We start from the raw sequence: 12,935 nt of genomic DNA, 5'->3' as shown, positions 1-12,935 counted from the left end.
CTAGCCCAAACGTTAGACGCTCTCCGGGGGCTTTTTCTGTTAAGTATCAGATTCATGAAATCATCTGGCTCATCCGGAAAAGATCGGGATAAATGGGGAAGAGCAGATTACTGTAGCATTTTTTGAAAAGCAGCCGTTTTACTTATAGCTTAACACACCGCGCACATATACAGCAGCATGTTAAACTATAATTAAAATACTCATCATTTAAAGATTAAAGAAATGAAATTGAAAGTCGTAACACTCGCAATCTTGTTCGCTCCACTCCTTTTCTCATGCAGTAAAGATCATGACACCTTTAACCCCGCTACGGGAGATATTGATGACAGCTTTAACCATTCCGTCCAGTCCTGGACAGCAGGTTTCTCAGACTATCCAAAAGATAAGGAAGTGCCCTGGGAACTAAAATCCTCTCATGAAATATTACCGGCCCCCTTAGACAATACGTCCAAAGGCATATTGGTGTCGGGGATCAATCACAGTGACGATTTGTTTATGTACATCAAGAAAAAAGTATCCGGATTGTCCCCTAACAAGACGTATAAAATGAAGGTTGATGTAGAGCTGGCTTCAAATGCGCTCAGGTCCAACCTCGGTGTGGGCGGCAGCCCGGGTGGATCTGTCATTTTAAAGGCCGGGATGACACTGGAGGAACCTAAAAAGGTGATGAATCCAACAGGTACATTATACGTGATGAATATCGATAAAGGGAACCAGGAGAGAGAGGGCGTTGATGCGGTAAAAATGGGTGATATCGATAATGGCACCAATAAAACGGATTATGCCCTGATCAGCCGTTCGGCAGAATTTACCGGAAAAGCAGACAGCAATGGTGAAGCCTGGGTTTATGTTGGGACAGACTCCGGGTACGAGGGCACAACCACACTTTATTATACAAAGGTGAAAGCATCTTTTTCAGCAGTAGATTGATTAGACAGGTATATACTAGTGAATATCCTTAATGGTGTATTCGTTCTGGTTAAAGCTGAACGAATCACCTGCCCTCTTTCCCGTGAGCAGCTGCCCGATTGGCGAAGCTGCTGAAATTGCAAATACGACCTGATCATCCACATTCAGCTGCCCTGCACTGATGCTGATATAAAATATTCCTTTCGAAGTATATACCACACTTCCGTTGCGGACAGTATCCCCCGCAGCAGGAACACTTTCCAGAGAAGACAATAATTGTAAATTCTGCTGCCCGTCAAACAGCAGGTTTTTATTTCTTGCAATGTCCTGCTGCATCATTTCCCGCGTGGTTTCAAACTTGTCTCCCGCACTGCTTTTAGTATCATCATTGCTGGCTTCCTGCGCCTGTTTCAACGCAGTTTCGGCAGTATCAATACGCTGCAGCACAAAATCCATGCAGCGCTGGTATAACTTGATTTTGAAATCTTCCATTTTAATTTTCTATCCGGATCACACTTGTTCTTATACCTGCCGCTAATATTCGGTCAGCCTCTATTTTGCAATATACCTTATTCTTCAATCCACCTCACTTTGTCCTCTATCGGACCACGTCTGGCAGCCCGTGGTGCCTCATTGTGGAAACCCATGAAGAACAAGCCGAAGCACTTTTCGTTTTCGGCCATATTAAAGTATGCCGGCAACTGATCTATCGTGCCCGGAGAACTCCAGTAAGCGCCAATATTCAGCGCTTCGGCGGTTAAAGCCATATTCTGCACCGCACAGGCAAAAGCAGCAATCTCCTCCCATTCCGGGATCTGTCCGGGATGCAGCTGGGCATTGAGTACAATGACGCAGCTCGACTGATCAGCTTTCTCTACCATTGCCTCAAATTTCTTTTGCAGGAACTGATGTGGCGGTGTCTGCTCCTGGTATAAACGTGCAAGCTCCAGCCCGAATTTATGTTTTCCCTCTTTCCGCAGCACGATGAAACGCCAGGGTTCCGTTAATTTATGTGTAGGTGCATAGTTTGCACTTTCCAAAACTTTCAGGATCAATTCATCAGGAATTTCCTCTCCGGTGTAGCTTGGCGGAAAAATACTTCTCCGGCGCTGTATGATTGAACTGAGTATCTCTATTTCGTTTGCCATAATGTCTGAAAACACAAAAATAACATTTAAAGCTGAACTAATGAATCAGATCTGTTCCGGGCATTTTATTAAATAATCGTTACCTTTGCGGCTTATTTTGTGTGCAATATGATTTCAGTATCTAATTTATCCCTGCGTTACGGAAAACGTACCTTATTTGAAGATGTCAACCTTAAATTTAACCATGGCAACTGCTATGGGGTGATTGGAGCTAATGGCGCAGGTAAATCAACCTTTTTAAAAATCCTTTCCGGTGAGGTTAATCAAACTTCGGGCAGCGTAGCCTTTACCCCGGGCGAGCGCATGGCAGTTTTAAAACAAAACCACTATGAGTTTGATGAGTTTTCTGTGCTGGAGACCGTGATGATCGGTCATAAGGAACTGTATGACATCATGAAGGAGAAAGATGCGATCTACCTGAAAGAAGATTTCTCGGATAAAGATGGCGAACGCGCCGGTGAACTGGAAAACAGATTTGCTGAAATGGATGGCTGGAACATGGAGAGCAATGCAGCAACCATGCTCAGCAACTTAGGGATCAAGGAAGAACTTCATTTTAAACAACTGAAGGAACTGGACGGAAAGCAAAAAGTACGCGTATTGCTTGCACAGGCATTATTTGGAAACCCTGATATCCTTCTGCTGGATGAGCCTACCAACGATTTGGACATCGAGACCATCGCCTGGCTGGAGAATTTCCTGGCTGATTATCAAAGTATCGTATTGGTGGTAAGTCACGACAGGCACTTTTTAGATGCCGTATGTACACATATCGTAGATATCGATTTCAGTAAAATGAGTATTTACTCCGGTAACTATACTTTCTGGTATGAGTCTAGCCAGCTGGCATTAAAACAGCGTGGCGACCAGAACAAGAAACTGGAAGAAAAAGTTAAGGAACTGCAGGAATTTATCCAGCGCTTCAGCGCCAACGCATCAAAATCCAAACAGGCAACTTCGCGTAAGAAGGCCCTGGACAAGATCGACCTTACAGAGATTAAACCTTCAAGCCGTAAGTACCCGGCTATTATGTTTAATAACCTGGGCAGGGAAGCTGGTGACCAGATCCTGCAGGTAGAGAAACTGAGCAAAACTGTCAACGGCGAAGTGATGTTCAAGGACATCAACTTTATGGTGAATAAAGGCGACAAAATTGCCATCGTTTCACAAAACAGTTTGGCTACTGCCGCATTTTATGAAGTGCTGACAGGCCGTGACAAGGATTATACCGGCGACTTTAAATATGGTGTAACCATCAACATTGCTGACATTCCAAATGATAACTCTACATATTTTGAAGGTAAAGACGAAAACCTGGTAGACTGGCTGAGAGAATATTCTGATACCGATAAGGACGAGCAGTTTGTAAGGAGTTTCCTGGGCAGGATGCTCTTCTCCGGAGAGGAAGTACTAAAGAATGTTAAAGTGCTCTCAGGAGGTGAAAAAATGCGTTGTATGTTCTCGCAAATGATGCTGAAACATGCCAACCTGCTCCTGTTTGATGAGCCAACGAATCACCTTGACCTGGAATCAATTACCGCACTGAACAACGGTATGAAGGATTTTAAAGGAACGATCCTGTTTACATCACGTGACCATGCACTTACAGAATCTGTTGCAACGCGCGTGATTGAAATCACTCCTAAAGGAACAATTGATAAAATGATGAGCTATGATGAATATATCAATAGTGGGGATGTGGCAGAGTTAAGGGCACAAATGTATAAATAACTGATTTAAACATAAAATAAGAATGGGCATGGTAAACTTTATCATGCCCATTTTGTTTATATGCTATAAGCAAAAATCATGGAAAGAGAAGAAATTAAAACGCTGCTGGCGTCGATCGAAAAACAGGTAAGTTCATCTATTCTTGGAGGTATGGAAGAAACTTATGATGAACTGGAAAGAATGGGCTTTATCGCTTATCATCCGGATGAAGCACACCCTTCGGTTACTATTACTCAAAAAGGCATGGATTACCTGGAAAACAACTAATTTAACATCAAATATAGTATTGGCGCAATACAGTAGTAACTGCATTGCGCTAATTATATCAGATAATTACACTGGCAAAAGGGTTTACAAAGGTTTGTTTGTTTTTATACAGGACAAGTTCTTCAGCTGTAAGGAGGCAGTTGCTGAGCTCCCAGTGCAGTGTTTCTTTTTCCATATCCTGCGCGATAAACACCATTTCATTGAGGCGGTCGCCAAAGCCGCTGTTCCATCTGGACTCAATCTGGGATCTGTTTTCAGCGTAATCCTGATAAGCAAGCCTTTCAGACAGTTCCATACTTGCCCACCATACCCCGGCATTCTCTATTCTTAGTGAGCCGCCAGCCTGAGAGAAATTCAAGGCATGGTCAGGCATTGCTGCCAGCCAGAACAATCCTTTGGTACGGATTACATTTGGAGGGAATTCCTTATTCAGAAAGTCCCAGAACCTTTGCGGGTGAAAAGGGACCGGCGATCTGAAAACGGTACTGCTGATCCCGTATTCTTCAGTTTCGGGCGAGTGTTCCGCATTCAGTTCCTGTATCCAACCGGCTCCCTGTGCGGCCTCTTCGAAATTGAACAAACCTGTATTGAGGATCTCTTTCGGATCAACTTTACTAAAAGAAGATTCAATCTGCCGGGCAGAAGGGTTTAATTTTCTGACCACAGCCTTCAGCAACTTCAGGTCTTCGGCAGAAATCAGGTCCGTTTTATTCAGAATGATCACGTTGGCAAATTCTATCTGGTCTGTCAGCAGGTTCACAATCGTACGCCTGTCTGCCGGATCATTCACCCAATCCCTGTCCAGCAGTAACTCTTTTGTGCCAAAATCGTTTCTGAAATTAAAGCAGTCTACCACGGTAACCATCGTATCCAGCTTGCTGAATTTACTCAGGTCAATGTTCATCGTCTCATCCACATAACTGAAGGTCTGTGCCACGGGTATAGGCTCAGAGATACCGGTACTTTCGATGATCAGGTAATCGAACCTGTCCTCCTTTGCCAGTTTTTCTACCTCTGCAATCAGATCTTCACGTAATGTACAGCAGATACAGCCATTGCTCATTTCTACAAGTTTCTCTTCCGTTCGGGATAGCATATGCCCGTTCTGAACAGTACGGGCATCAATATTGATTTCGCTCATATCATTTACGATGAGGGCTACTTTCAGATTTTGTTTGTTGTGAAGAATATGGTTCAACAGGGTTGTTTTACCACTTCCAAGGAATCCGCTCAAGACGGTTACGGGCAATAATTTCTTCTTCATCTGATTCAAATACTTTACTAATGCAATGATGTTGCAAATATAGTTTACCCCACAACTAAAGCAACATAATTGCATTTAAATATACTGTCATTTATTTGCTCCCGGCTTAGGCTATTGGTATATTTGCTTTATCATTCACCTAGCAGGCCAGCGCATAAACAGCAGTTATACCATGAAGATCAATCCGGTTGATGTATTGAAAGAACATTCGTTAAAGCATACCAAACAGAGAGTTCGTGTTTTAGAGGAAATTGCATTGGATACTGTAGCCATATCACAGCCGGAACTGGAAAAAAAACTGGGTAAAGAAATAGACCGGGTAACGTTGTACCGCATTTTGAATATCTATGAAGATAAGGGTATTCTGCACCGCATTATGGACATGAACGGAACGGCCAATTATGCGATCTGTTCAACTGCATGCACCGCAGATCATCACCATGATGAACATGTACATTTTAATTGTACCAACTGCAGCAGGATTTACTGTCTAGATGTTAAGGTACCAAAGATGACGATGCCGGAGGGCTTTAAAGCCGCTACGATTAATACCACCGCTTACGGGATTTGCGAGAAATGCAGTCTGCAGGTCAAGGAAAATTAATTCCGGGGGAATAAAAAAGGTGCAGAAAATTAAATCTGCACCTTTTTTATTGGATTTATCTATTGGAACTAGTGTCCCGAATGTCCGTCAGCACCGTGTGCATGACCATGACTTAATTCTTCTTCAGTAGCTTCGCGAACAGCAAGGATTGTTCCGCCAAAGATCAGGTTTTTACCAGCCATAGGGTGGTTTAAATCTACAGAGATCGTATCATCATGAATGCCTGTAACACCAGCTCTGAAGTGGTTTCCTTCATTGTCCTGCAAAGGAATAACATCACCTACATTAGGGAGGTCAACATCCTTGAACATATCTTTTGGAAGATCAGCAAAAGCACCCGGATCTTGTTCTCCATAGCCATCAGCTGCGCTTAACTCAAATTTATACTCATCACCAACATTCAGTCCAGCTAAATGCTCTTCAAATTTCGGCAACATCATGCCGGTACCGTATAAGAAAACCAAAGCATTTTGCTCATCAGCTTTTTCTACGAAAACTTGTTGTCCTTCTTCATTAGTCGTATGCAGTTCGTACGTTAATGAAACCACTGTATTGGGTTTAATACTCATTGGAATCTTATTTAGTTAAATAATTTATTGCTTGCTCAGCTGCTATTACAGACCGCTGATTTGATTTATTTCGGCAAATATAGATGTTTTGTTTCATTGCTTTGCCTATCCTAACAAAGGAAGATTACAATTTGTTCCTGTTAATGCAAATTTACCAAATGCAGGACTGTACAGCGAACTGATTATTTAATTAGCATTTGCTGGAAAGTAAGGCTATCACCCTTAAAGGCATTGAAATCTACTACATGGCTGATACCGGTGATCCTGGCCCGGTCAGAATGCTGCCAGAACTGCCATTTCGTAGTTTTCCCTGCTTTGAGCTCTGCCTGATAATAGTGCGCAATCCATAAGGGATAACCATCAAAATGACCTTTCAGATAATCCTTGTAAAATACCAGTCCGGAATAGATGATAGGCTTTACTCCTGTTTTCTTTTCCACATGACGGATAAAATCACTCAGCTCAGCGCGCATCTTTTCCGGCGACTGACCGCTCAGGTCTTCCACATCTATCACCGGCGGCAGGTCACCTTCTTCAAACTTAACGGTTTGCAGGAAGAACCTGGCCTGCCATAATCCTGATTTCCGGGGTATAAAGTAATGGTAAGCCCCGCAGACAATTCCTGCCTTGGGTGCTTCCCTCCAGTTTCGCTGAAAGTACGGATCTACACTGGAGATACCTTCCGTAGCTTTGATAAAGGCAAACGTAACATGTACACTGTCCTCTTTCATCGCCTTTACTTTTTTCCAGTCGATTTTCCCCTGGTACGATGATACATCTATCCCGTGAATACTGAAGTTCCTGGGGATACGGATCGCATAGCTTTTGTAAGTACGGTAGTTGGGATCTTCACCGATATCCTTGATCCAGCTGATCGAAGAACTGAACAGCCTGAGCACATATCCATAATACAAAGGAGAAAACAGGATCAGGAGCAAGGCAGCAATCAGGAACTTTACCTGGAGCGGTATTGCCTTTTTTTTCTTTACAAGGGCTTTTTTTCTTCTTGCTGCAGGCTTCGCCGCGGTTGACTGTCTGGTAGTACCTGTTTTCTTTGGTGTACTTGTTGTATCCGGAGACATTGCTCTTTTCAGCAGCTCGGTAGGTTTCTTCTTTATCGGTGGAGGCACGGTGTAAAAATACAAAAGGGCAGCATAAGAGCCGCCCTTTATCAAAAAATTAAATCAGATTTATTTACTCAGTTCTGCAAAATACTTGTGGAACAGCGGCAGGGTTTCAATCCCTTTATAGTAATTAAAGATATCATATTTTTCATTTGGTGAATGCAGGGCATCACTGTCCAGCCCAAAGCCCATTAGTACAGATTTAATGCCCAGCACATCTTCAAACAAGGCAACAATAGGGATACTTCCCCCGCCGCGTGTAGGAATTGGTTTTTTCCCGAAGCTCTCCTCAATTGCTTTTTCAGCAGCACGGTAAGCCACACTGTCGGTTGGTGTAACCACAGGCTCGCCACCATGGTGATTGATTACCTTTACCTTAACGGAGGCAGGTGCGATGGATTCCATATGTTTCTGGAAGATCTCAGCAATCTCGGCAGAGCTCTGATTGGGAACAAGGCGCAGGGAGATCTTTGCATTGGCTTTTGATGGCAATACCGTTTTTGCACCCTCTCCGATATACCCTCCCCAGATGCCATTAACCTCCAGTGTAGGCCTGGTTCCTGTACGTTCAAGCGTAGAATATCCTTTTTCGCCCCACTCCTCTGCGATATCAAGATCGGCTTTATATTCCTCAAGGTCAAAGGGAGCAGAATTCAATGCTGTTTTTTCCTCTTCTGTCAGTTCTGCTACTTTACTATAAAATTCAGGAATAGTAATATGGTTATTCCCGTCATGCAGCGAGGCGATCATCTGGCACAGGACCGTGATCGGATTGGCTACTGCACCTCCGTAAATACCTGAGTGAAGGTCCCTGTTTGGCCCTGTCACTTCGACCTCGAGATAAGAAAGGCCGCGCAACCCCGTTTCTATAGATGGATCTTCCATACTGATCATCGAAGTATCAGAAATCAGTACCACATCAGCAGTTAAGCGTTCAGCATTCACGTTGACGAAAGTGCTCAGGTTGGCAGAGCCTACTTCTTCTTCGCCTTCGATCATAAATTTCACATTGCAGGCCAGTGTATTGGTTTTAACCATTAGTTCAAAAGCCTTTACATGCATATAGAACTGGCCTTTATCATCAGCAGAACCACGTGCATAAATCTTGCCCTCACGTATGGTAGGTTCAAAAGGAGGTGTATGCCACAACTCCAGCGGATCAGCCGGCTGTACATCGTAATGCCCGTACACTAAAATGGTAGGGAGCGACGCATCAATAATCTTCTCACCATAAACAATAGGATACCCGGCAGTCTGGCAAACCTCTACCTGGTCTGCACCAGCTTCTTTCAACTTTTCGGCCACAAAATCAGCAGCTTTGAACACATCCGTTTTATATTTGGGATCGGCACTCACCGATGGAAAACGCAACAGTTCGAATAACTCATCCAGAAAACGCTGTTTGTTTTCTTCTACATATTTTTTAATCTCTTGCATAACAATTGAATTTGGACAAATATATAAAATTGCAAATTCGTTTTGTATCAGGCAGCCCGGGCAATAATGGATCTTAGAAATTGGAAAATATTTTACAATATCTCAATTCATTCCATATTTAATTCATGAATAGGATTTTTTTTACCATATTTACTACAATAAACTACTGCATATTAAGAACTTAAATACAGTAATTTATTACAAATAAAAATGCAGCAGCTATTCTTTAACGAAACCAACTCTATCAGGGGAAGGATTAACATAAATAGTAGAACCATTATGCATTGTTATCAGCACAGGTAAAAACAAAATTTATGGAGGATCACATGCTCAAAACAAGAAAGGTAAGGGAGCCGGCATTTTCAGCGATATATGTATGGATTGACCCTTATGACGAAAGTTTTGAATCTTACATGAAAAAACATATGATGCGTACCCTGGGCTGGGCCTGCAGTAATGACGATTTGAAAGCGCGCCTGGACATCAGTAATGAGAATACGCAGGCGGTCATCAAGGAGCTAACAGCAGGCTTTAAACAGAGATTTGAAGGCAACATCAGCTATCTGCAGGAGATCTTCAGCATCGAAACTGTCCAGATGATGATCCTGCTGATCCAGGATTTTATTAAAGTCTCGGTTGAGGAATATGCTGCAACTTCCCGGCTTCCTTCAGCAGGGAGCACACAGTTGAATTAGCCTGCCCCGGTTCTTCATTCAATTTACCAACATGTTGCGAGAAGACCTGGAGTTTTATTATTTTTGTAGCTTTCATAAAGCAAACTCAGATTCAATTTGGATTACTTAGCAGGATTAAACCCTCAGCAACGTGCAGCAGTAGAAAATACCCAGGGACCAGCAATGATTGTTGCAGGTGCAGGATCTGGTAAAACCCGTGTAATTACATACCGGGTGGCACATTTGATCGAAAAAGGTGTAGACGCATTTAATATACTGGTACTCACATTTACCAATAAAGCCTCTAAGGATATGCGCGAACGTATCTCTAAAGTGGTTGGTGCAGAAGCTAAAAACCTTTGGATGGGCACATTTCACTCGGTATTTGCAAAAATATTGCGCGTGGAAGCGGAGAAGATCGGTTACCCTTCAAACTTTACCATCTACGATACAGACGACAGCAAAAGCCTGATCAGGGCCATCCTGCGCGAAATGCAGCTGGATGATAAGTTATATAATGCCAACTTTGTCTATAACCGCATCTCTTCGGCAAAGAATAATCTGGTGAGCCATGTGGAGTATATGCAAAGTGCAGAGATACAGGCAGAGGACGTGAGCAATAAACGTCCGATGCTTGGTGTAATCTATGAAACCTATACCAAACGCTGCTTTAAAGCAGGCGCAATGGACTTTGACGATCTGCTGTTTAAGACCAATGTACTGTTAAAGAACCATCCCGATGTGCTCAACAAATACCAGCACAAATTTAAATACCTGATGGTGGATGAGTACCAGGATACCAACTTCTCCCAGTACACTATCGTAAAGAAACTGGCAGCTGCCTATCAGAACATTTGTGTGGTGGGTGATGATGCACAAAGTATCTATGGGTTCAGGGGCGCCAACATCCAGAATATCCTCAACTTTGAGAAGGATTATCCAGACCTGAAAGTATATAAGCTGGAGCAAAACTACCGCTCTACACAAAACATCGTTGAAGTAGCCAACAGCATTATTGCCAACAATAAAAACCAGCTGGAGAAAAACGTCTTTTCGGAGAATGAATCCGGCGACCGAATCAAGGTTTCACGGGCTTTTACAGATAACGAAGAAGGTAAAATTGTAGCCGAAGCCATTGTACAGGACAGAAGTACTAATGGCCTGGATTATCATGATTTCGCTATTCTTTACCGTACAAACGCACAGTCAAGGGCAATGGAGGAAGCTTTAAGAAAGCTGAACGTTCCGTACAAGATCTATGGAGGCCTCTCCTTCTACCAAAGAAAAGAGATCAAGGATCTGATCGCCTATTTCCGCTTAACTTTTAATCCAAGTGATGAGGAGGCAATCAAAAGGGTGATTAATTATCCCCGCAGGGGCCTTGGCGATACCACAGTAGACAAGATCATTGTGGCGGCCGACCAGCATGATATTACCATGTGGGAAGTGATCCAGGAACCTCAGAAATATATTGCTGGCCGTATTGCAAACCAGCTGAATGATTTTGCTATGCTGATCAAAAGTTTCCAGGCAGAATCAAAAAAACTGGATGCCTATGAAACAGCCTTATATATATCCCAGCATTCTGGTATCTTAAAAGAACTGCATACGGATGATAGTATCGAAGGTCGCAGCAGGTATGAAAACATCCAGGAATTACTGAATGGTATCAAGGAATTCGCAGAGCGCGAGGACATTGAAGACCGCAGCCTGGCGATTTTTATGCAGGATATTGCCCTGCTGACAAATGATGACCGCGAGAATGACAAAACGCAGGATACCGTGTCAATGATGACCATCCACTCTGCCAAAGGACTGGAATTCAAAAATGTATTTGTTGTAGGACTGGAAGAAAATCTGTTCCCCTCACAAATGTCGCTCAACTCCAGAACAGACCTGGAGGAAGAACGCAGACTTTTCTATGTAGCCATCACACGCGCCGAGAAGAAGCTTACCCTCACCTACGCCACTTCGCGATACCGCTGGGGAACGCTCACCAACTGTGAACCAAGCCGCTTTATCAGCGAAATCAACGCAAGGTACCTGGAACTGGAAACCGTTAAGGCTCCGAAAACGAGCATCGGCGAAGACAGTTTTGACGGAGAACGCAGGTCCTGGTCACAGCAAAGGGATTCTTTCAGCAAGCCTAAGCCTGTATCATCCGGAACAACCACAACTTCGGCTGCTTCTCCAAGACCAAAAAACACGATGCTGCCTACTGCGCACATCCCTACACCAGGGTTTGCACCCAATGCCGCAAACGAATTTCAGAATGGTATGGAGGTAGAGCATGAGAAGTTTGGTTTCGGCAAAATCATCAACCTTGAAGGCAATTTACCTGACGTAAAAGCAACCGTTTTTTTCCAGGGATTAGGAAACAAACAATTGTTATTAAAATTTGCTAAATTGCGAATTGTAAAATAAGGTTTATCTTTAACCCAAATATGCTATAACAGGCCTTTAACGCTCTTATATCCCCCTTTAGCGATGGCCATTAGAAATAATATAGAATGAATTTCGACTATAATACCACAAGAAACGAGTTAATTCTTGCAGAATACGGACGCAATGTACAGAACATGGTGAAGTACATTATTGAACTTCCGGATCTGGAAGAGCGCAATAAATATGCTCAGGCGGTGATTGATCTGATGGGTTTTCTCAACCCTCATCTCAGAGATGTTGCCGATTTTAAGCACAAACTATGGGACCACTTACACATTATCTCCGGATATAAGATCGAAGTGGACAGCCCGTATCCTAAACCTACGCCTGAAGCTGCCCTGGTAAAGCCGGCCCATATTGGCTATCCGCAGCAGAAAATCAAGTACAAGCACTATGGTAAAACTGTAGAGGTGCTGATTGAAAGAGCCAAAGCTGTTGACGAACCTGAACGCAGGGCTGCCATGGTACAGGGCATCGCCAACTTCATGAAAATGGCCTACGTAACCTGGAACAAGGACAGCGTTGCCGATGAAACGATCTTCAAAAACCTTCGTGAACTATCCGGCGGACAGCTGGAACTGGAAGAAAATGTCAACCTGGCGAAAGTTGAATTCAGGCCACCTGTTAACCGTGCTGCAACCAATACCAACCGCGGCCGCAACAACAATAACAACAACAAGGGAAGACAAAACAACAATAATAATAACAACAACCGCCCCCGCAGCAACAATAACAACGCGAAGCAAAGACACTAAGGGCAGAT

Annotated in this window: 13 protein-coding genes; 7 read left to right on the top strand and 6 right to left on the bottom strand. The window is 43.4% G+C overall.

Annotation, left to right across the window (positions count from 1 at the left end):
* Positions 1 to 222: 222 nt before the first annotated feature.
* A complete protein-coding gene (locus FN831_RS18570; protein WP_142529687.1) occupies positions 223 to 930 on the top strand; it encodes a hypothetical protein in 708 nt (235 codons plus the stop codon).
* A gap of 15 nt (positions 931 to 945) precedes the next feature.
* On the opposite strand, the gene FN831_RS18565 is transcribed toward FN831_RS18570, so the two are convergent.
* Positions 946 to 1,401 (bottom strand): GreA/GreB family elongation factor, encoded by a 456-nt coding sequence (locus tag FN831_RS18565; RefSeq protein WP_142529686.1) that lies wholly within the window; start codon positions 1,399 to 1,401, stop codon positions 946 to 948.
* A gap of 77 nt (positions 1,402 to 1,478) precedes the next feature.
* Positions 1,479 to 2,057: a nitroreductase family protein gene (locus tag FN831_RS18560; RefSeq protein ID WP_142529685.1), complete on the bottom strand. Its 579-nt coding sequence runs from the start codon at positions 2,055 to 2,057 to the stop codon at positions 1,479 to 1,481.
* 108 nt (positions 2,058 to 2,165) lie between these two features.
* Between FN831_RS18560 and FN831_RS18555 the strand changes: the two genes are divergently transcribed.
* Positions 2,166 to 3,788, top strand: coding sequence for an ABC-F family ATP-binding cassette domain-containing protein (locus FN831_RS18555; protein WP_142529684.1), 1,623 nt, complete (start codon positions 2,166 to 2,168; stop codon positions 3,786 to 3,788).
* 78 nt (positions 3,789 to 3,866) lie between these two features.
* Positions 3,867 to 4,055, top strand: a complete 189-nt coding sequence (locus FN831_RS18550; RefSeq protein ID WP_142529683.1) for a hypothetical protein — start codon at positions 3,867 to 3,869, stop codon at positions 4,053 to 4,055.
* A gap of 58 nt (positions 4,056 to 4,113) precedes the next feature.
* Here the strand turns inward: FN831_RS18550 and FN831_RS18545 are convergent, their stop codons facing one another.
* Positions 4,114 to 5,319, bottom strand: a complete 1,206-nt coding sequence (locus FN831_RS18545) for a GTP-binding protein (protein ID WP_142529682.1) — start codon at positions 5,317 to 5,319, stop codon at positions 4,114 to 4,116.
* 172 nt (positions 5,320 to 5,491) lie between these two features.
* Here FN831_RS18545 and FN831_RS18540 point away from each other — a divergent pair, with 172 nt between their 5' ends.
* On the top strand, positions 5,492 to 5,923 hold the full coding sequence (locus FN831_RS18540) for a Fur family transcriptional regulator (protein ID WP_142529681.1): 432 nt from the start codon (positions 5,492 to 5,494) through the stop codon (positions 5,921 to 5,923).
* A gap of 68 nt (positions 5,924 to 5,991) precedes the next feature.
* Here the strand turns inward: FN831_RS18540 and FN831_RS18535 are convergent, their stop codons facing one another.
* The 3 genes from FN831_RS18535 to FN831_RS18525 all read right to left on the bottom strand — a co-directional run bounded on the left by FN831_RS18535 (position 5,992) and on the right by FN831_RS18525 (position 9,053).
* Positions 5,992 to 6,492 carry an FKBP-type peptidyl-prolyl cis-trans isomerase gene (locus tag FN831_RS18535; RefSeq protein WP_142529680.1) on the bottom strand — a complete coding sequence of 167 codons (501 nt, stop codon included), beginning with the start codon at positions 6,490 to 6,492 and terminating at the stop codon, positions 5,992 to 5,994.
* A 182-nt stretch (positions 6,493 to 6,674) separates the two neighbouring features.
* On the bottom strand, positions 6,675 to 7,667 hold the full coding sequence (locus FN831_RS18530; RefSeq protein WP_246101619.1) for a glycoside hydrolase family 25 protein: 993 nt from the start codon (positions 7,665 to 7,667) through the stop codon (positions 6,675 to 6,677).
* A gap of 15 nt (positions 7,668 to 7,682) precedes the next feature.
* Positions 7,683 to 9,053, bottom strand: a complete 1,371-nt coding sequence (locus FN831_RS18525) for a dipeptidase (protein ID WP_142529679.1) — start codon at positions 9,051 to 9,053, stop codon at positions 7,683 to 7,685.
* 314 nt (positions 9,054 to 9,367) lie between these two features.
* On the opposite strand from FN831_RS18525, the gene FN831_RS18520 reads away from it, so the two are divergent.
* The 3 genes from FN831_RS18520 (at position 9,368) to FN831_RS18510 (ending at position 12,927) form a co-directional block, all read left to right on the top strand.
* A complete protein-coding gene (locus FN831_RS18520; RefSeq protein WP_142529678.1) occupies positions 9,368 to 9,748 on the top strand; it encodes a hypothetical protein in 381 nt (126 codons plus the stop codon).
* Between the two features lie 96 nt (positions 9,749 to 9,844).
* On the top strand, positions 9,845 to 12,151 hold the full coding sequence (locus FN831_RS18515) for an ATP-dependent helicase (RefSeq protein WP_142529677.1): 2,307 nt from the start codon (positions 9,845 to 9,847) through the stop codon (positions 12,149 to 12,151).
* Between the two features lie 86 nt (positions 12,152 to 12,237).
* Positions 12,238 to 12,927 (top strand): DUF4290 domain-containing protein, encoded by a 690-nt coding sequence (locus FN831_RS18510; RefSeq protein WP_142529676.1) that lies wholly within the window; start codon positions 12,238 to 12,240, stop codon positions 12,925 to 12,927.
* Positions 12,928 to 12,935 lie beyond the last annotated feature (8 nt).

It is taken from the genome of Pedobacter westerhofensis (assembly GCF_900182595.1).
GTDB lineage: Bacteria > Bacteroidota > Bacteroidia > Sphingobacteriales > Sphingobacteriaceae > Pedobacter > Pedobacter westerhofensis.
The sequence above is the reverse complement of the archived record's forward strand: the minus strand, read 5'-3'. Positions and strand labels throughout refer to the sequence as shown.